This is a genomic window from Vibrio mytili (genome assembly GCF_049563345.1).
GTDB classification, from domain to species: domain Bacteria; phylum Pseudomonadota; class Gammaproteobacteria; order Enterobacterales; family Vibrionaceae; genus Vibrio; species Vibrio mytili.
Window position 1 is genome coordinate 1658012 of sequence record NZ_CP110481.1, and the last position, 19134, is coordinate 1677145.

The 19134-nt window shown below is 45.0% G+C and carries 17 protein-coding genes; 7 read left to right on the plus strand and 10 right to left on the minus strand.

Annotation, left to right across the window (positions count from 1 at the left end; translation table 11 throughout):
* Positions 1 to 104 precede the first annotated feature (104 nt).
* The 4 genes from maiA to hppD are packed head-to-tail and all read right to left on the minus strand — an operon-like array spanning position 105 to position 4057.
* Positions 105 to 773 carry a maleylacetoacetate isomerase gene (gene maiA / locus ONE56_RS07680; RefSeq protein WP_423839610.1) on the minus strand — a complete coding sequence of 223 codons (669 nt, stop codon included), beginning with the start codon at positions 771 to 773 and terminating at the stop codon, positions 105 to 107.
* Positions 774 to 799: 26 nt separating this feature from the next.
* The gene (locus tag ONE56_RS07685) at positions 800 to 1837 is read right to left on the minus strand and encodes a fumarylacetoacetate hydrolase family protein (protein ID WP_423839611.1); all 1038 of its coding nucleotides are present in this window, start codon (positions 1835 to 1837) and stop codon (positions 800 to 802) included.
* The gene (locus ONE56_RS07690; RefSeq protein WP_423839612.1) at positions 1834 to 2991 is read right to left on the minus strand and encodes a homogentisate 1,2-dioxygenase; all 1158 of its coding nucleotides are present in this window, start codon (positions 2989 to 2991) and stop codon (positions 1834 to 1836) included. The genes ONE56_RS07685 and ONE56_RS07690 overlap by 4 nt, the downstream gene beginning before the upstream one ends.
* On the minus strand, positions 2984 to 4057 hold the full coding sequence (gene hppD / locus ONE56_RS07695) for a 4-hydroxyphenylpyruvate dioxygenase (RefSeq protein ID WP_041155521.1): 1074 nt from the start codon (positions 4055 to 4057) through the stop codon (positions 2984 to 2986). The genes ONE56_RS07690 and hppD overlap by 8 nt, the downstream gene beginning before the upstream one ends.
* Positions 4058 to 4585: 528 nt before the next feature.
* On the opposite strand from hppD, the gene ONE56_RS07700 reads away from it, so the two are divergent.
* Positions 4586 to 5692 carry a M20/M25/M40 family metallo-hydrolase gene (locus ONE56_RS07700; protein ID WP_041155520.1) on the plus strand — a complete coding sequence of 369 codons (1107 nt, stop codon included), beginning with the start codon at positions 4586 to 4588 and terminating at the stop codon, positions 5690 to 5692.
* Positions 5693 to 5775: 83 nt separating this feature from the next.
* On the opposite strand, the gene ONE56_RS07705 is transcribed toward ONE56_RS07700, so the two are convergent.
* The 4 genes from ONE56_RS07705 to ONE56_RS07720 form a co-directional block, all read right to left on the minus strand.
* Entirely contained in the window at positions 5776 to 6261 is a 486-nt protein-coding gene (locus ONE56_RS07705) for a GNAT family N-acetyltransferase (RefSeq protein ID WP_331437531.1), read from the minus strand.
* Positions 6262 to 6374: 113 nt separating this feature from the next.
* Positions 6375 to 7820: a sucrose-6-phosphate hydrolase gene (locus ONE56_RS07710; RefSeq protein WP_423839613.1), complete on the minus strand. Its 1446-nt coding sequence runs from the start codon at positions 7818 to 7820 to the stop codon at positions 6375 to 6377.
* A 31-nt stretch (positions 7821 to 7851) separates the two neighbouring features.
* Complete coding sequence (locus tag ONE56_RS07715) at positions 7852 to 8775, minus strand: aminoimidazole riboside kinase (protein WP_041155518.1); 924 nt, start codon at positions 8773 to 8775, stop codon at positions 7852 to 7854.
* A gap of 197 nt (positions 8776 to 8972) precedes the next feature.
* Positions 8973 to 10412, minus strand: coding sequence for a sucrose-specific PTS transporter subunit IIBC (locus ONE56_RS07720; protein ID WP_331437533.1), 1440 nt, complete (start codon positions 10410 to 10412; stop codon positions 8973 to 8975).
* 235 nt (positions 10413 to 10647) lie between these two features.
* Here ONE56_RS07720 and ONE56_RS07725 point away from each other — a divergent pair, with 235 nt between their 5' ends.
* Positions 10648 to 11634 (plus strand): LacI family DNA-binding transcriptional regulator, encoded by a 987-nt coding sequence (locus ONE56_RS07725; RefSeq protein ID WP_423839614.1) that lies wholly within the window; start codon positions 10648 to 10650, stop codon positions 11632 to 11634.
* Positions 11635 to 11712: 78 nt separating this feature from the next.
* On the opposite strand, the gene ONE56_RS07730 is transcribed toward ONE56_RS07725, so the two are convergent.
* Positions 11713 to 13086: a carbohydrate porin gene (locus tag ONE56_RS07730; protein WP_084735762.1), complete on the minus strand. Its 1374-nt coding sequence runs from the start codon at positions 13084 to 13086 to the stop codon at positions 11713 to 11715.
* Between the two features lie 485 nt (positions 13087 to 13571).
* Here ONE56_RS07730 and ONE56_RS07735 point away from each other — a divergent pair, with 485 nt between their 5' ends.
* Entirely contained in the window at positions 13572 to 13811 is a 240-nt protein-coding gene (locus ONE56_RS07735) for an RNA recognition motif domain-containing protein (RefSeq protein WP_041155516.1), read from the plus strand.
* Positions 13812 to 13938: 127 nt separating this feature from the next.
* Here ONE56_RS07735 and ONE56_RS07740 read toward each other — a convergent pair whose 3' ends face one another.
* On the minus strand, positions 13939 to 14682 hold the full coding sequence (locus ONE56_RS07740) for a sporulation protein (RefSeq protein ID WP_331437535.1): 744 nt from the start codon (positions 14680 to 14682) through the stop codon (positions 13939 to 13941).
* Between the two features lie 236 nt (positions 14683 to 14918).
* Between ONE56_RS07740 and hutC the strand changes: the two genes are divergently transcribed.
* The 4 genes from hutC to ONE56_RS07760 all read left to right on the plus strand — a co-directional run bounded on the left by hutC (position 14919) and on the right by ONE56_RS07760 (position 18930).
* Positions 14919 to 15626, plus strand: coding sequence for a histidine utilization repressor (hutC, locus tag ONE56_RS07745; protein WP_423839615.1), 708 nt, complete (start codon positions 14919 to 14921; stop codon positions 15624 to 15626).
* A gap of 116 nt (positions 15627 to 15742) precedes the next feature.
* Positions 15743 to 16993, plus strand: a complete 1251-nt coding sequence (gene hutI, locus ONE56_RS07750; protein ID WP_423839616.1) for an imidazolonepropionase — start codon at positions 15743 to 15745, stop codon at positions 16991 to 16993.
* A gap of 1 nt (position 16994) precedes the next feature.
* Positions 16995 to 18005, plus strand: a complete 1011-nt coding sequence (gene hutG, locus ONE56_RS07755; RefSeq protein ID WP_331437538.1) for a formimidoylglutamase — start codon at positions 16995 to 16997, stop codon at positions 18003 to 18005.
* A 199-nt stretch (positions 18006 to 18204) separates the two neighbouring features.
* Entirely contained in the window at positions 18205 to 18930 is a 726-nt protein-coding gene (locus tag ONE56_RS07760) for a DUF3581 domain-containing protein (RefSeq protein WP_041155511.1), read from the plus strand.
* Positions 18931 to 19134 lie beyond the last annotated feature (204 nt).

Genomic DNA, 19134 nt, shown 5'->3' on the forward strand with positions numbered 1-19134 from the left:
GCACCCAAAACAACTAGTTGTTCAAAGAGTAAGTGGAAATGTAAATCAGAGCAACCAAAGGGTGCAATTTTGTGGCGTGGTCATGTCTTGCCCAATACTATTCTTTAGCAATTTGCATCGGGTTGATGTTCAGGTGAGGCATCAACAAAGGCCGATAGTTGATTACATTCGTCAACAATCGCATTGATCACTGGGTATCGCGCCATATCGACATCAAAACGCAATGCATTATAAACCTGAGGGACCAAGCATATGTCTACGATACATGGAGAGTCCGTTAAGCTGAACCGACACTCGCCATGCTGGCTTCGGTGCTTGAGCAACTTTTCTTCCAAGGCAGTGAAGCCTTTATGTATCCAATGATGTATCCAAGCCGCCTTCTGCTGAGGTTCGCAGCCTAAATCGCGTTCCAAATACTGTAACACCCTCAGGTTATTTAAAGGATGGATCTCCATCGCAATATCCTGAGCCAGCGCTAGCGCCTGATAGCGAAGCGAAACCTGCTCAGGAATAACAGACACATCTGGATAGTATTCATCAAGATACTGAATAATTGCCAGTGACTGGTTAAGTTGAATATCGCCATCCACCAAGACGGGAACCAGTTCCGACTGATTGAGTTGGTGATATTTATCGCTGTGTTGCTCCCCCCCATCACGGACTAAATGTACCGATGTTGAAAGGTAATTAAGTCCCTTCAAGTTTAAGCAGATCCTAACGCGATAAGCTGCAGACGAGCGCCAATATCCATAAAGCGTAATCGATTCACTCATTCGCCTTCCTTGTCTTTAATTTGCCATTAATGCTTGAGGTATTGACTCACTTGTTGGTTGATCGCGCCAAAGATACTGTTACCGTCGGCATCAAACATCTCCAGTTTGATTGCGTCACCAAAAGACATAAAATTAGTCGTCGGTTTACCATCTCGGATGGTTTCAATCATACGAACTTCAGCAATACATGAATACCCCACGCCCCCTTCTTCAATCGATGTGCCATGGTCGGTTCCCTGTTTGTTTGATACGGTACCAGAACCAATGATTGTACCTGCTGACAGCGGTCTCGTTTTGGTGGCATGAACAATGAGATCTGCAAAGTCGAATGTCATATCCACGCCAGCATTTGGACAGCCGAACGGCTTGTGGTTATACGTCGACACCAATGGCAAATGCACTTTATTTTCGTACCACGCATCACCGAGTTCATCGGGTGTAACAGCCACAGGTGAGAAGGCAGATGAGGGCTTAGACTGGAAAAAACCAAACCCTTTGGCTAACTCAGCCGGAATCAAACCTCGTAGAGAAACATCGTTCACTAACATAATAAGACGAATAGCTTCCTGTGCCTCAGCGATGCTTGCGCCCATAGGGACATCACCAGTGACAACCGCAACCTCTCCTTCAAAATCGATGCCCCACTCATCACTGGCAAACTCTATATTGTCACAAGGACCAATAAACGCGTCAGAGCCCCCTTGATACATCAATGGGTCTACCCAAAAGCTCTCCGGCATTTCCGCACCACGCGCCTTGCGAACCAATTCAACGTGGTTAACATACGCACTGCCATCCGCCCATTGATACGCTCGAGGCAATGGAGAATCACAGTAGTGCGGTTCAAATTCGTCGTACCCGTCAAGTTTACCGTCATTCAAAGCGGTATAGAGCTCCTCTAATTGGGGAGCTAACGTATCCCAATTGTCGAGCGCTACTTGCATGGTTGGTGCTAAGTTCATCGCATGGAAGATTTCTGTCACGGGTACGCAGCGCGTTAAATCTTTGCTCACGACCATTAACAGGCCATCGCGAGTATTATTTTTCTTGGTTGCTAATTTCATCCTTGCCCCTTACTGTTTTGCTCTTTACTTCCTTGCCAGCTGTAGACGTATTCTTTGTTCTCAACGTTATCCAGTTCATCGGAGAACTGCAGTGCATGCCGGGTATCAATCATCACCGCCACTTCATCGGTAAATTTCTTCTTATATTCCCGTCCCGCTTTAAACGCTTTCGGGTGCGGTCCGTGAGTAAAGCCCGCGGGATGGAAAGTCACCATCCCCGCTTCAATGTTGTCACGACTGAAGAAGTCGCCCGCGTGATAGAACAACACTTCATCATAATCATCATTGTTGTGGTAAAACGGCACTTTAAGCGCGCCTGGATCGCTCTCAATCGGACGAGGCACAAAAGTACACACCACAAATCCTGCTCCTACAAATGTAGTATGTGCAGACGGTGGTAAGTGGTAACGATGTGACATAAGTGGACGAATATCACGCCAGTTCACTTTCACGACCGCCAAGTCACCATGCCAGCCGATCGCGTCTAATGGGTTAAATGGATAAGTAATCACGCTGACTTTATCGTGGCGTTTCACCTGTACCTGCGTTTTGTTCTCAGAATACTGGGCGCGGAATTGATCATTGATCGAGGGCGTTTCCAGCACTGCGGGGTCAAACACCGCGTGATTTCCCACCATCCCTTTTTCTGGCAAAGTGTATGCTGCATCGGTGTTTTCAATCATAAGAATGAACATCGGTTCACTGGGTTCTAGTCGCCAGCTCGTCGAACGCGGGATCATGACATAATCCCCTTCACTGACCTGCAAATGTCCGTAATCACAAAAAAGATCGGCTGTCCCTTGGTGAATAAAGAGCAGTTCATCACCGTCCGCATTGCGCACCAGAAACTCCATGGTTTCATCCATGCGCCAAACACGAATTTTACAATCTGCGTTATGCAACAGATGCGGCACAGCCCAAGGAGTAATCTGGCTTGCTTTCTCCACTAGAGTGAAATCAAAAGCGCGCGGACGAAGCTCGCCCTCCCACTCAGACCAGCCTGTCGGGGCATGTTGATGATGAAAATGTGCTGCCGGGCCAAAGAATCCACTCCGGCCTGCTTCACGCTCAAAAATAGCCTCTTCCGGGAAATCAGCATGTGCTTGTTTAGAGCACACTCCCTCCCGATGAGGGAATGTGATCCATTTATGCATCGCTTAGTACTCCACGGCGGATTTGGTCTTCTTCAATCGATTCAAACAATGCTTTGAAGTTACCTTCACCAAAGCCTTCATTGCCTTTACGCTGAATGATTTCGAAGAACACAGGACCAATCACGGTTTGAGTGAAGATTTGCAGCAAGATTCCGTCTTTCATTGGCGCACCGTCAATCAGAATTTGCAACTCACGTAATGTGTTGACGTCTTCTCCGTGCCCTTTCACACGTTGATCGACTTTCTCATAATAGGTATCCGGTGTCGGCATAAAATCCATGCCTCGGTCTCGTAATGTCTTGACCGTTTTATAAATATCATCGGTGGTTAGCGCGATGTGTTGAATGCCTTCACCGTTGTACTCACGGATGAACTCTTCAATTTGCGATTTGTCATCGGACGATTCATTGATTGGAATACGAATTTTACCGCAAGGTGCCGTCATGGCTCGACTGACTAGCCCTGTGAGTTTACCTTCAATATCGAAGTAACGGATTTCACGGAAATTACCAATACGCTCATAAAAGCCAGACCACACATCCATATGGCCCTGCTTAACGTTATGAGTCAGATGGTCGATTTCGTAGAGCCCCACATCAGACTGGGCTAAGCGCTCTTGTGCATCGTCATAGAAACGGAAGTCAACGTCATAAATGCTCTGTTTACCGTAACGATCAACAAAATACAGTAAGCTTTCCCCAATACCGTATATCGCAGGAATACTGAGCTCCATTGGCCCAATTTCGGTTTTGTACTCTTTGCCACCATTTTGCAATGCATGCTCCAGTGCGGTGGTTGCGTCTTTGACTCGAAACGCCATGCCGCAAACAGAAGGGCCGTGGATTTTAGCGAATGCTTCTGCTTGGCTATGGGGCTGCGCGTTAACGATGAAGCTGATGTCACCTTGTCGATACAACCACGCTTCTTTTGAACGATGCTTGGCTATCTCAGCAAAACCTAACGATACAAACAACGCTTTCAATTGTTCAATGCCTTTGCTGTCTGCTGCCGTGTATTCAACAAATTCAAACCCGTCTGTACCTAAAGGGTTGTGTGTATCCATCATGACTTTCTCCTTACGTCAATTGGGCGCGTTGGCCTTATCCTTCTAAATTGGCGCAGGATGAAACGAATTGGAATAGAGCGGCGTAAATCTCGGTTTATTAACTTGGAATCATCAATTGTAAATTTAATGTTACATCAACACTAACTACGCTTTAGCCAAAGTTAAAAACCAATACAAGTCATTGATTTTGATAAAAATAAAATAAAATATATGTATAAGTAAACCCGCTGGCCACATGTAAACAAAATGTTACCAAACATGCCGTATGTAGTTCATATACGCACTAAGTCAATACTTCGAAACTCTACGTCGTCATTATTTATAGATCCACTTTTACGCACCGTCTCATTGCTAATAAATCACGCCACTTGCAATTAAAAACCGTCAGAATCGTGTCAGGTGGGACTATTCTTTGATTCAACGCAGTTTCACTCAGGTTGAATTGTGTAATAAGAGACATACTGTTCCCGTTCGAGCCCTCTTCCACCCTTCGAGGCGCACTCGAACCAAGAAAAAAGAGACATCAAAATGACACAAATTAATCAAGAACGTCTAGTTGAACACTTTTGCCAACTGGTCCGCATCGACAGCGAATCTAAAAACGAACGCGAAATCGCAGAAACCTTGGCTGAACAATTAGGTGAACTCGGATTTACCGTTCACAAACTTGCTCTTCCGGAACACCTGACGAACGGTTTTAATATCTACGCACGTCTCGAAGGTAAGAAAGAAGGCTCTATCTTAATGAGCTGCCACATGGATACGGTTAAACCGGGCATCGGTATCGAGCCGATTATCGAAGACGGCATCATCCGTTCGAAAGGCAACACCATTCTTGGTGGTGATGATAAATCTGGTATTGCAGCGATTATGGAAGCCGTTCGTTGCATTCAAGCCGAAAACCTTGAGCACAAAACACTAGAGATCGCATTTACCGTTTATGAAGAAGGCGGTCTCTTTGGTTCAAAAAACTACGATATGACGCATGTGACTTCAAAAGAAGCAATTGTGCTGGATACTGGCGGCCCGATTGGCACCATCGTAACTGCTGCTCCAGGTCAACAGAAGATCACCGCCACCATTAAAGGCCGCCCTGCTCACGCTGGTCTTGCGCCAGAAGAAGGTATTAGTGCGATTATCGTAGCTGCAGACGCAATCAGCCAAATGAAACTACTTCGCATTGATGAAGAAACCACTGCGAACATTGGTATGGTGAACGGCGGTCAAGCAACCAACATCGTGATGCCAGAACTAAAAGTGATCGCAGAAGCACGCTCACTCAACGGCGAAAAACTCGACGCACAAGTTGAGCACATGATTTCGACATTCGAAAACGTAGCGAAAAAACACGGTGCAGAAGTCGAAATCGAATCGACTCGTGCTTACGATGCGTTCGTGATTGAAGAAGACAACGCTCATGTTACCGCTATCAAAGCTGCCTTTGCAGACATGGGCATTGAAGCCCGCACCAAAGGGACTGGTGGTGGCAGCGATGCCAACAACTTCAACAAGAAAGGCCTAACGACAGTTAACTTATCAACTGGTATGGCGAAAGTTCACACAACAGAAGAATTTATCGCCATCGCAGACATGGTAAAAATTACAGAGTTCGTGAAACACTACTTAGTGAAATAACCGCTAAGTAAAGTGAACTAACTAAAAACACCTGCTTTGGATCCCTAGTTCTAATCTCTGCAGGTGTTTTTTTAGGAGCGAAATCAGTCTCGCAGCCATTTGTACATCACATAACAATCTACCAGCCCTAACTGACCATGTTGGTAGGCGTTTGGAAGTGTACCGACAATCTTAAAGCCCAACTTTTGCCACAAGTTAACCGCGACCTCATTGGTCGACACAACGCTATTGAACTGCATCGCCTTAAAGCCAAGATCAACCGCAACTTGTTGAGAGTGCTCACACATTAGGCGAGCAATGCCTTTACCCCTCGCGGCATTCGACACCATGTAACCACAATTACAAACATGACGGCTTGGCCCCATGGCGTTTGGCTTAATATAGTAAGAGCCTAAAACTTGGTCATTTTCTGCGTAGACATACGTTTTTAATGGCATTTCACACCAGAGTCTAAATGCTTGGTCTAACGTCATGTCAGCATCGAATGCATACGTTTCTTGTGCCTGGATAATCGCAGAAAATGTTGGCCAAAAAGACACGAAATCAGATTGAGTGATTTCCCTAATCATTCAGTTCCTCCCAGAACACCCATACCGAAAAAAAAACAATACCAACGCCAGAAGTTCCTTTTGGACTGGCGTTGGTATTCAACAAGTTCGTAAGATATCTGTTGTGATTAGGTCTAGTCAATCAATCCATTAATACCCTTCAATGGAAACAATGTCGCTTGCTTAAGCCCCGTTAAAGAGACCGTTTCAAGCCCATCAATAAAGAATCGACTGGTCATTGTGTGTTTACCACCATTAATGAAAATCTCGATGACTGAATTATCGACATAAATCTCTATCGTTTGCTTAGCGTCGAGTCTTGGCGCTTTTCGTATACATCCGAATTCTTGCGCATACAGATGTGACATGTTGCTGCGGTCGAAGCTAAAGTCGTGCTCATCCGCACTGAACGTGACGTTGTCGCCGTGTTCGTTACTCAATTCTAACTCAAACGCTTCATTTTCTAACTCAAGCTTGATCAGAAAGCTGCATGTATCCAAATGGTGAGTGCCAACGAAAGTGACACCTTGCTCTCTTAAGTTCTTGAGTTCAGACAAAGGGCTTTGCGTCAAATAGCCATCTTTAAAAGTCAACTCACGAGGTAAAGACAACATACCCGCCCATTGATATTCCACAGAAGGCGTGTCGATTTCCGGTAGTCCAATCCACGCGATAAGAATACGTCTTCCCTGTTCATCCAAATAGGTTTGTGGCGCGTAGAAATCGAAGCCGTAATCCGGCTGTGCGATATCTTGGTGGTTCTCTAGCTCTAACGTATCAATGTTGAGTCTATCTCCAACGATATACGCAACAGAGTAGATGTTTTTAAAGTCATAAGGATTGGAGCTTGATACGCCCTGGGGTGAAAACAGCATCACCGACTTACCATCGATTTCGAAAAAATCCGGGCATTCCCACATATATCCCAGGTCGGAAAAACGCGTTTTGATTGGGCCTCTATGTTGCCAAGAGTCTAAGCTCTTACTCTGATACAACACCATTGAGCCTTTCTCATCTCTGGTTTGTGCCCCAACCACCATGAAGTAATCATCGCCCTGTTTCCAGACTTTTGGATCGCGAAAGTGCTCGGTGTAATATTGATTCTCAATCACAATTCCATGTTTTTCAATGTCGCCATTGGAAGACATCGTAGCAAAGCACTGTGTGGGGACTCGATTCCAATTTTCATCACGCTTGTTGCCAGTGAAAAACAATATCGCTTTGTCGTTTTCTACTAGTGCACCACCGGAATAAACGCCATGCGAATCATAATCTTGATCCGGACTCAGACCTACACCGTGATCAGTGAAATGGACAAAGTCTTTGGTCGAAACATGATACCAATACTTCATCCCATGCACGGGACCAACCGGTGTCCATTGGTAGAAAATATGATGTTCACCATTGAAATAACATAGCCCGTTAGGGTCATTAAGTAGGCCGAATTTAGGGGCGATATGGTAATTGGGATAACCCGCGTCCTGACGGCACTTATTTGCCATCGCCTCAATGTCGTGTTGAGCTATCTGCTCTAACCGACGGTACCTTTGTTCTATCGTCCAACCGCTGTTTAAGCTCATATATTTTTCTCACTCAAATTGGATCTGGCGATCATTGATGAATAAACTGCAGCAATTCAGACTGGGTCGGGAGCGCAGTCATCGCGCCTTTTTGTGTGGTCGCTAATGCCCCACAACCGTTCGCCCAAAGAATGGCAGTGTTGATAACATGAAGGTCTTTCCAATTTTCATGCTGAGCTAAACTCGCGAGTAAACCACCAACAAACGCATCTCCTGCGCCTGTCGTATCAGTGGGAGTGACTACTCGCCCAGTGACTAACTCACTGTGCTTTTCAAACACTCGCAACACCCCTTTAGCACCTTGAGTGATTAAAACGAGAGGTATTCCTAAGTCCGATATGTGTTTGAGGCCGTGCTCCATCGAATCAGAGCCAGTTAGGAAAAGGAGCTCTTCTTCGGAAAATTTAACAACATCAGCCATCTCGACCGCTTGCATCACGACACCAATGATTTCTGAGCGGTTTTGCCACACCTCTTCACGTAAATTTGGATCAAAACTAACGAAACCACCAGCGGCTTTTACTCGTGTCATGGCTTCAAAAGTACTGCTTCTACTCGGCTCATTTGCTAGCGAGATCGAACAGACATGCAACCAATCACCTTGCTTGAAAGCAGGAATATCTTCTATAGACATAAATTGGTCTGCACTAGGCTTCACCATAAAGGTGAAACTTCGTTCGCCGTCATCGTCCAGATCAACAACCACAGTTGAAGTGCGCTGGTCAGGATCTTTAACTAAAAACTGAGTATTGACGCCTTCTTGACATAATGTTGATTCCATAAAATCACCAAAAGGATCACGCCCCACACGGCCAAAAAAGCCGCTTTTACCCGCTAACCGAGCAACCGCAACAGCGACGTTGGCTGGAGCACCGCCCGGACACTTGAGCAGCGTCGTGTCAGATTCTGGAATGAGATCAACAACTGCGTCTCCAGTTACCCAAACTTGATTCATCTTTCTTACCCTAACGTTCAAATTCTCGATAGCCAGTGTGAGTTCATGCTAACACCACTCACTCTCGTCGTTATTCACTCTTAGTACTACCGAGATAAAATATAAAAAAGGCTAGCCAAGCCGACTCTGCTTGGCTAGCTCCCCGAGCATTTCGGAAAAGCAGTGGAATGGGGGGATTCCACCCTCAGGAGTTATAGTTAAGCTGTCGCCTTCTTGTTTAGTTTCGCTCGGTCACGAAGTCCCAAAAGTACCGTCAGCACAAACGCAGTAATAAACGCAATCGCCATACCCGCAATGTAGTAGCCAATTTTTTCTGGAGTGATGGAGATAATACCAGGCAGACCTGCTGCACCTAGAGCCTGAGCTTTGACATTGAACATAGTAATGAAAGCACTGGATACAGCTGCCGCGCATACCGCCGCAATGAATGGGTAACGAAGTTTCAGGTTCACACCGAACATAGCGGGCTCTGTAATACCCAATAGACCAGTTACGCCTGATGGTATCGCGATACCTTTCATCTTCTTATCTCGGCTCATCACACCAACAGCCAACGCCGCTGCACCTTGGGAAATGTTCGACATCGCCGCAATCGGGAAGATGAAGGTTCCGCCAGTTGTCGCGATATCCGCAAGAAGTTGAGTCTCGATAGCAATAAAGCTGTGATGCATCCCAGTAATAACAAATGGCGCATAGAGAAGGCCAAATACCGCGCCACCAACAAAACCCGCTGAGTTGTAGAGCCAGTTCAAGCCATCGCCAAGAAGGAAACCAATATCACGTGTAAACGGCCCAACAAGCGTAAACGTTAATAAACCGGCAATAAAAATTGAGAGCAGCGGAGTCAGCAAGTTATCTAGCACCGATGGCACAACTTTACGCAAGCCGAGTTCAACTTTCGCCAGAATAAACGCCGAAACCAAAACGGGAAGCACTGAGCCTTGGTAGCCCACTTTTTGAATTTCGAACCCGAGTATGTTCCAAACTGGGATATCACCGGAAACAGATGCCCCGCCAAAGCCCCATCCATTCAATAATTCAGGATGGACCATCAACATGCCTAAAGCAGCGCCTAGAAAAGGGTTGCCGCCAAACTTTTTACTGGCTGAAAACGCTAATAAAATGGGTAAGTATACAAAAGGAGCATTAGCGAACGTATTAATCATATTCGCCAAATCAGCCAAACCTGGGTTCGCGCCAATCAACGATTCGCCGTCGATAAATAACCCTTGCGCCGTCAGCAAGTTGTAAATACCCATCAACAAACCACCCGCGACAATCGCTGGAATGATTGGGACAAAAATGTCGGACAATCCTTTGACGGCACGTTGAATAATGTTTTGGTTATCTGCCCCAGCAGAAGCAACGTCTTTCGTGGACATTTCACTCATGCCGGTTAACTTTGCCAGTTCTGCGTAAACTTGGTTAACGATGCCAGATCCAAAGATAATTTGGTACTGACCTGCCACCTTAAATTGGCCTTTTACCCCTTCAAGGTTATCGATAGCTTGTTCATCTATTTTTTGCTCATCAGCTACGGCAAGGCGTAAACGCGTCGCACAATGCGCCAGTGCAGTAATGTTGCTTTTACCGCCTAATAGAGTTAACAGCTCTTTTGCTACTGCCGGATAATTCATTTCATACCCCATTGGATTATATTTTGAGCTTGCCATTTTTGGGAACGTTTGCAATAAGGATTTTTGCGCATTAACGTCAATTGATCAAAGATAAAGGCATGAGAATGTGAGGGCGATCTTTAAATTTTCTCCCTAATTAGAAACAAGGCAGTTAAAATTGCCACCTAATAGAAAAGAGTTTGATTGATTCTTTGCAAACAATCCCAAAACTAAAAATAAACAATGGATATAAATAATGGCGAGTCTGCATGATGTCGCCCGTCTAGCTGGCGTTTCGAAATCAACAGTTTCACGGGTTATAAACGATGAGTATGGTGTGAAAGAAGCCACCAAGCTGAAAGTACGCCAAGCCGTGGCGGAGTGCGGCTACGTTCCCAATCAAGTTGCTAAAGATCTTAAATCGCGCACAACTAACCTCGTAGGTGTCATTGTTCCTCGGGTCTCGTCTCATGCTACAGCGCAAGGTGTGGACGGTTTAACCGCTGTGCTTGAACAAGCAGGGAAACACGTTCTGTTGGCTAGCACCCATCAAGCTCATGATAAAGAGCTTGAATATATTCAAATTTTTAACCAAAAGCGCGTTGAGGGTATCATTCTCTACGCAACAAACTTAGATAGTGCGCTGGTTAAAGCGATTCAAAACTCTGCAGTTCCCGTTGTCATTGTTGGTCAGGACGGGTCCATGTTTAACATCCCAAGCATTATTCACGACGACTCCAGAGTCGGGTTTGAAGCTGGCAATCGATTGGTCGCCAAAGGCTGTCAATCGATGGGGTTTATTGGCGTACAAGGTGACGATATTGCGGTAGATAAGCAGCGATCTGAGGGTTTCATTCAATCTTTACATCAACACGGGTTTGAGCTCCTATTTCATGCTCGTGGTGATTTTAGTATCGAATCTGGCTATAAACTCGCGAAACAAAAACTGGCAAAGTTTCCACAACTCGATGGGTTGTTTTGCGCGACTGACCGTATTGCCGTCGGTGCAATGCAAGCGATTCAAGAGCTTGGATTCACACCAGGTAAAGATATTGCGGTACTTGGTGTGGGAGATGATGAACTTGCATCTGTCTGTACGCCCACACTTTCGACCTTTAATTATGCCTTTGACAAAGCCGGAGTAAATGGCGCTAAGTTATTGTTAGATAGAATAGAAAACCGGGGATTTGAAATGAGTAAAGTCGTTTTAACCTTTAAAACCATTGATCGCCAATCCTGTTGATTCATCTCTAGTTAATGACCACAAAAATGCCAACCGGAGAGGGTTGGCATTGTGAGCTTGTAATTGGTTACGATGGCGTTAGAACCAAGTCTCCATTTGAAGCGCAAAGATGACTTCACCACCCTCGCCCATCGTTGCAGCACCAGCATCTTGACTGATAGCGTAACCATTTAAGTCTTCACTCCAATCAACGTAGCTGGTAGCAAAGCGAAGCTCTGGTCGGTCAAAGAACCCAGCACTTGTTGACATCTTCAGTGTCGGGGCCAATGTCACTTTGTAGAAGCTACCACTCGCCTTGTCCATCGCATTGTCCAAATCCATGTATTGGTATGAACCTTCGTAAACCATCTCAAAGTTTTGGGTAAATTCTTGAGCCAATCGTACGTTAACTGAGGCCCACGTAAACTCATCATTGTCGTCAAAACGATCCTGACTATGCTCAGCCAGTAATGCAGGCGCAACGCGCCAATTATCTCCAATTCTCGTCACGCCATAGCTAAACAGGCGTACCGCTTTCGCATCATCAAGCAAGTCACCGTTTGAACCAATGCCTTTTAGTTCTGCACCTAGCCCATTCCCCATCAAGACACCCGTTTTCGAGAAGCCTTCACTGAGACCAAAGAAGCTGTCGCTATGGTAAGCCAGCATGGCATGGAAACCGTTCTCTGCAGCGCCTTTCTCACGATCGTCATTATCCTTCGACGTCATACCACTGAGCATCAGTTGCCAGTTGCCAAAGCGGTTATTCATCGTCGCGATATAGTTTTCAACGTCTGTTGAAGAACTATCAATTTCACCGAAATCACGGCCATAAATAGAAAAGTTTGCTTTCCATGCGTCACTCAACTGAACATCATAAACGCCCGCGCCTGTACCAGATAAAAACACAATATCTGAATCAAAGAAGTGGATGTCAAAATTATCTCTGTCAAAACGTTTGCCCGCCCAAAACGTTGCATCAGAAAAGGTCTCTGAGTCAGCAAACATGGTCAGTTGATTTAACTCAGCATAGACCTGACGAACGTTAAGTTGGCTTTCACTCGACGTCCATTCATTGTTCGTTTCAGTACTATCGGCAAGCATAATACGAAATAGTGCACTCGAACCATCATCTGCAAAACGCTTATGGATTAAGTTTGCCTCGACATAATGGTCATCTTCTAAGCCAAGGCGTCCAACTGGCGCACCAATTGCGCCTGCAGCTGTCATATATGGCCCACTCCCTGTTGCACCATTCAGATCATCATTAACGAGTAATCCTGAACGCGCATAGCCGTGGAACTCAAAACTTGACGCTTTATCGTTTGCTTCTGTTGAAACTTTCTCTGTTTGCTCTAACCGCTGCTCCAATTCATTAATTCGCTGCTCTAGTGCATCCACATCAGTTGCTGCGAAGGTAGGTGCGGTAATAAGTCCAAGCGCGATTGCCATTGCTAAAGTGTGTCGTTTCATTTCCATAGTCTCACGTTAATTTATGTAGGATTCATGCAAACGTTCCCAATAAAAAATGCAAGCATATGTTGACGTTAAATTTCTTTGTAAAGCCAGAATATAGAAGCTATTTACCAAAGCATCTTTGTCATTTCTGTCAATGACGCGATATTATCGAATATATTTCGGGAACGTTACCAGTAGCGAGCGATTTTGTTATAACTATCACGATCTCGAAGAGGGGTAAGACGAAAATTATTAACTAGCGCACATTCCATATATATGCGATATGAAATCATGGACACGGTATTAAGTCTCTACTTTATTCTGATGTTGCCAGTAAACGTGGGGATGACAACTGGTTATGTATTTAATGCCGTCCCTTGAATAAAAACGAAACAACCTTCGATAAGCAAGCGTTGGTGGTTATGATTACCTTCATATTTTCTTGGTTTTTTTTGACTTACCTGCGACACTTAGGCTGCATTTTATATTAGGCAACCATTATGAAACTTTTAGTTCGCAATCTTGAGCGTTCAACAACAGAACATGAAATTCGTGTTCTTTTTTCCGCACACGGCACCGTAACAGAGTGCAACTTGGTATTAGACCAAGAAACAGGTTTATCAAAAGGTTTCGCGTTTGTCGAAATGCCTGACGAAAGTGAGGCTAAAGCAGCCGTGAAAAACCTAAACCTTTCAACTGTCGCTAAGAGCAAAATCCGAGTTAAAATCGCTCAAAGTTAACCAATTGAAAAGCGAATACGCTGTCCTTCAGTCCTGTACGGTCAGCGCACAAATCAGTACCGATATCGCCTCATAGCGTGGATATCGGTACTTCTCTGCTCCTCAGCTTACCAGTGCATTCGCTTACTTATAAACTTAAGATAGGCGAGATAGCAGACGATACTTGTGCATCTGACGCATTGATGGGGAGAGTAAAAGAACGGTACTGATCGCCAGCTAGACTTAATGCTCGGTCAACCTCGGCTAAGCAATGGATCACCTGCCCTTGTAAAATAAAGGAAAGCTCAATTTCTTTCGTGGTAACGAAGCCATTGTTGCGAAACTCGAGTTCCTGATAAACCCCAGAACGTGAAGTGAACGCTCCCCCACGCAAAAAGCCTTTTTCCACATCCGCTTTTACCATCGTATAGCCCGCTTGTTCTATGGCCTGAATAACACGTGAGGCCACAGGTAAAGGTTTGACTTCGATATAATCACGATCACGTGGATCCATGGCAAAATCGATATCTAACGTGGTTTCTAACCAAACGTGGCATTGATTTTTTAATGCATTGACCAGCGTTATCGGCGTTTCGTCGTGCAACTTCAACTGAAATGGCACTTGTTTCTCTTCATTGGGTTGAATCACAAAAGGCTCTACCGCTTTAAGCTGGTCAATAGTAAATGTTTGATAACTCACACTATCGTCCACTTCTACTTTCATTTCGGTATTCAGCTTAATGGTGATCGCATCTATTTTTTGCTCAACGTCACCGCCTGTAATCTGGACATACCCTTGCAACGTTGCGCCTTGGTAGACACTCATTTCTTGTAAAATGGTATCCACTTTTGCAGCCCCAATACCGAGCGATGCTTTTAATTTTTTGAACATGTCTTACCTTATGTGACTTTATGATTTTGATTTGTGTTTCTTGTTTACACAATTGTCATGTTTGCTTCAAGCAATACAGCTCAAGAATACGGGGCATTTCGAGCTTCACTTTAGCACTGCTCGTCTCTTGATACGTGAGTCATGCTCATTGAAGTATACCCGGAATAGTGAACGAAAGAGTTGCAATCTACAGGTAAAGCAAGCAGTATTTGTATAGTCAAATAAAAGGAATCCGCATGTCCACACCACTTTACCAACAAATAAAGCAATTTATACTCGAAAAAATCGAGTCACGAGAATGGGAAGTGGGACAGCGTATCGCCACAGAACTCGAGTTAACCGAGATGTTTTCTGTCAGCCGAATGACCGTTAACAAAGCGATTCGAGATCTAGTTAACGAAGGCAAGCTGCAACGCCGTCCAAGACTCGGCACGTTTGTTTGCGAGCCTAGCGAAAAGTCAGAGTCGCCTTTACTAGACATTCGTAATATTGCTCAGGAAGTTCGTGACCGAGGATGCCAATATCAAAGCAAAGTACTCCAGCAAATCGCCATAAAGGCAGACGATAATATTGCAACCAAACTTGGTGTCATGCTTGGCACACAAGTATTCTATAGCGAAATCGTTCATTACGAGAACGGCACACCCATTCAACTGGAACTGCGTTGGGTAAACAGCCAGTACGCACCAAGCTACCTAAAACAAGACTTTACGCAAATAACGCCTAATCAATATCTCTCAGATAATTGCCCGCTCAGTGCAATTGAACACACGGTTGAGGCGATTGTTCCAGAAAGCCGTATTAAGCATGATTTAAACATGCAAGCGAATGAACCATGTCTACTATTAAACCGAAGGACCTGGAGCCAAGATAAATTGGTCAGTACCGCACTTCTCTATCACCCGGGCAACAAATATAAACTCAGCTCAAAAGTGCTTCTTTAACAAACACTGACTTGTACGCTGTGATCACACTTTCTTACCACGATTATTGTTAAAGGTTTGGTTTTACCTTATTTAATTGTATATACATTTCTAACATAAACGAACAGGATACAAAAATGGATTTGCTGATTGAAAATGCACGTCTGGTTACCATGACACCAGGAGAAACTGGCTATCAACCCACCCCCCCTGCTCGTGTAGGTATTCAATCGGGAAAAATCGTTGCCATCAGTACACGAGGCAGTGGTGAGGACGAGCCAGATACCGAATCACTCTTGTCTCCTCAACATTACGCTCAGACACTCGATCTACAAGGTATGCTAATGATGCCAGGCCTCATCGATTGTCATACTCATCTTGTTTATGCAGGCAATCGCTCGAATGAGTTTGAGAAGCGCCTGAATGGTGTACCGTACCAAGAGATTGCCCAGCAAGGTGGTGGCATTTTATCTACCGTCAATGCGACAAGAGCAGCGTCAGAAGAACAGTTAGTTGAGCTCGCGCTTCCTCGCTTAGATGGGTTATTAAACAGCGGTGTAACGTCTATTGAAGTGAAATCGGGTTATGGATTAACACTCGAGGACGAATTGAAAATGCTTCGTGCGGCAAAAGCCTTGGAATGTGAGCGAAATGTGAAGATAACAACCACGCTGCTCGCCGCTCATGCCGTGCCACCTGAATTTACTGGTCGTGCAGACGACTACATCACACATGTATGTCAGGACATGATTCCGTTAGTTGCAAAAGAAAACCTCGCCACCAGCGTTGATGTGTTTTGTGAATCCATCGGCTTTAACCTTGAACAAACCGAAAAAGTCTTCACCGCGGCAAAACAACATGGTTTAAAAGTTAAAGGTCATACAGAACAGCTTTCTAACCTTGGAGGCACCGCTCTTACAGCACGCTATAATGGTCTTTCCGCTGATCATATTGAGTTTCTCGATGAGGACGGTGTTGTTGCGTTGGCTCAATCAAATACCGTTGCGACGCTGCTTCCTGGCGCATTTTATTTCTTGAGAGAAACGCAATTACCACCCATTGATTTATTAAGAGCACACAACATCCCGATGGCGATCGCAACGGATGTTAACCCAGGCACATCGCCATTTTCAGATTTGACGTTAATGATGAACATGGCATGTACTTTGTTCCGTCTGACTCCCCAAGAATCTCTACGCGGCGTGACTCAGCATGCAGCGAAAGCTCTTGGCTATGGGACAACCCGTGGGGTTATTGATGTGGGCTACGACGCAGACTTTTCTATTTGGGATATCGAACACCCTTCAGATTTAAGCTATCAAGTCGGGGCAAAACGTCTGATAGGACGTATAGTCAATGGTGAGTATATTGCGCATGGAGACCGTTAACATGTCACAGTCTGATCTACACAATCCGCTATTTCATTGGCAAGGCCGTCAAGACCCTGAAGACGGAAAACTTGGTCAACGCGTTCATCATGTCATCCAGCACCTGTCCACCAGCGAGCTGGATAAAGTAACACAAGGGGTTTCAGTGGTGGGCTTTGCTACTGATGCAGGAGTGGCAAGGAATAAAGGTAGAACGGGAGCGAAAAAATCCCCCGATCTTATCCGCCGTGCTTTAGCAAACCTTGCATGGCATCATGACGCACCGCTCTATGATTTGGGCACCATTGTTTGTGAGGATGACTTACTGGAAGAAAGCCAAGCACGTTGCGCGAAGGTCATTTCAGAAGCCCTTCCCCACACTCCTGTTGTCGTGCTGGGCGGTGGACACGAAATTGCTTGGGCGTCATTCTCAGGGTTAGCCGAGTATTTTAAATCTCATCATCCAGAGAAAAAGCCCAAAATCGGTATCATCAATTTTGATGCACATTTTGATTTACGTGCTTTTGAAAGTCCACTGGCAGATGTGAAGCCGAGCTCGGGTACGCCTTTTAATCAAATTCAGCACTTTTGTCAGAACAATGACTGGTCTTTCCATTACGCATGCTTAGGCGTTAGCCGCAGTAGCAATACACAAGCATTATTCCAAAAGGCAGATGAACTTAACGTCTGGTACGTTGAAGATCATCAACTCAGCTATTTAAACCACAACGATCATCTGATGCAGCTACAACGTTTTATCGACGATTGTGACTATCTCTATCTCACTATTGATTTAGACGTATTCCCTGCGGCAACAGCTCCAGGGGTAAGCGCCCCCGCAGCTCGTGGGGTGAGTTATGACATCATCTCGCCGTTCTTAGAGAGAGTTCTTCACTACAAAAATAAGCTGATGCTAGCCGACATCGCAGAGTATAACCCGAATTACGATATCGATAGCCAAACCGCGCGATTAGCGGCTCGGTTGTGTTGGGACATCACCACCGCACTAGCAGACAAGCAACACAAAGCGTAGGATCTCACTAGAAAAATACACCTCAGTCTCATTTATACTCACGTTAAGCTCCACATCAATGTGGAGCTTTGGTCTATACTTAAAGGCAATGAAAGTAAACGAAACAACGGTTATAATCGATAAATTGTCACTGGATGGACCATTGGCAAACCCCGTTTCGCATATAATCCCTGACAGTTATGGTTACTACGTATAAATTATGTTTCTAACACCTTATTTTTCAAACACTAATCACCAATTTCAATTCACTCGCGAACAAGCTAGCCACTTTGCTAAGCGTGTAGCGGGTGATTTCAACCCTATTCATGATGAAGATAACAAGCGCTTCTGTGTTCCTGGCGACCTACTCTTTGCAGTTTTATTAAGCAAAGAAGGCATCAGCAAAAAAATGCGTTTTAAGTTCTCAGGTATGGTAAGCGATGGTGTTGGTCTGCATATCGAAAATAAGTGTGAGAAAGAAAGCGCCGTGATTGATGAGGCGGGCAAAGAATATTTGCATATGTCTCGTGAAGGCGAAACCAATCACGATGCAGCGTTTATTGAACACGTTGTCACAAACTACGTTCAGTTTTCTGGGAAAAACTTCCCACACATCATGGTTCCTCTCATGGAAGAACAACAAATGATGATCAACTGCCAGCGTCCATTAGTGATTTATGAAAGTATGGAAGTTGAGTTTTCTCGCCTTGATCTCACCCACCCAGAAGTAGAATTTACAGGCGCAACTTTCGACGTTGAAGGTAAGCGCGGTGTGGTTACCCTGAACTTTGCATTCAAAGAAGATGGCATTGTGGTAGGCACTGGTATCAAGCGTATGGTTGCGAGTGGCTTGAAGCCTTACGACCAAGATGCGGTAGATGATTTGGTTGAACGCTTCCATGCACGTAAAGACGCATTTTTAGCAAAGTTCACTGAGGCGGCCTAATCAAGGACTGCCCAAATTATAACGTAATTTGAGATTATTCTTGCGGCGACGATTTAACAAGTCGTCGCAGTTAATCTTTTCTGTAAAGTGATTCCTACTCGTAAAACCCCTCTCTACCAAACGCTTCTCGCTCATCGTGCCAGAATAAACGTCATCGCTTAAAGACCATCTAAACGTCTTTGCACGAGTGCACCTACCTGTACA

Coding starts and splice junctions, on each gene's coding strand:
- maiA (WP_423839610.1), bottom strand. CDS start 773: ATGAGTGAATCGATTACGCTTTATGGATATTGGCGCTCGTCTGCAGCT.
- ONE56_RS07685 (WP_423839611.1), bottom strand. CDS start 1,837: ATGAAATTAGCAACCAAGAAAAATAATACTCGCGATGGCCTGTTAATG.
- ONE56_RS07690 (WP_423839612.1), bottom strand. CDS start 2,991: ATGCATAAATGGATCACATTCCCTCATCGGGAGGGAGTGTGCTCTAAA.
- hppD (WP_041155521.1), bottom strand. CDS start 4,057: ATGATGGATACACACAACCCTTTAGGTACAGACGGGTTTGAATTTGTT.
- ONE56_RS07700 (WP_041155520.1), top strand. CDS start 4,586: ATGACACAAATTAATCAAGAACGTCTAGTTGAACACTTTTGCCAACTG.
- ONE56_RS07705 (WP_331437531.1), bottom strand. CDS start 6,261: ATGATTAGGGAAATCACTCAATCTGATTTCGTGTCTTTTTGGCCAACA.
- ONE56_RS07710 (WP_423839613.1), bottom strand. CDS start 7,820: ATGAGCTTAAACAGCGGTTGGACGATAGAACAAAGGTACCGTCGGTTA.
- ONE56_RS07715 (WP_041155518.1), bottom strand. CDS start 8,775: ATGAATCAAGTTTGGGTAACTGGAGACGCAGTTGTTGATCTCATTCCA.
- ONE56_RS07720 (WP_331437533.1), bottom strand. CDS start 10,412: ATGAATTATCCGGCAGTAGCAAAAGAGCTGTTAACTCTATTAGGCGGT.
- ONE56_RS07725 (WP_423839614.1), top strand. CDS start 10,648: ATGGCGAGTCTGCATGATGTCGCCCGTCTAGCTGGCGTTTCGAAATCA.
- ONE56_RS07730 (WP_084735762.1), bottom strand. CDS start 13,086: ATGAAACGACACACTTTAGCAATGGCAATCGCGCTTGGACTTATTACC.
- ONE56_RS07735 (WP_041155516.1), top strand. CDS start 13,572: ATGAAACTTTTAGTTCGCAATCTTGAGCGTTCAACAACAGAACATGAA.
- ONE56_RS07740 (WP_331437535.1), bottom strand. CDS start 14,682: ATGTTCAAAAAATTAAAAGCATCGCTCGGTATTGGGGCTGCAAAAGTG.
- hutC (WP_423839615.1), top strand. CDS start 14,919: ATGTCCACACCACTTTACCAACAAATAAAGCAATTTATACTCGAAAAA.
- hutI (WP_423839616.1), top strand. CDS start 15,743: ATGGATTTGCTGATTGAAAATGCACGTCTGGTTACCATGACACCAGGA.
- hutG (WP_331437538.1), top strand. CDS start 16,995: ATGTCACAGTCTGATCTACACAATCCGCTATTTCATTGGCAAGGCCGT.
- ONE56_RS07760 (WP_041155511.1), top strand. CDS start 18,205: ATGTTTCTAACACCTTATTTTTCAAACACTAATCACCAATTTCAATTC.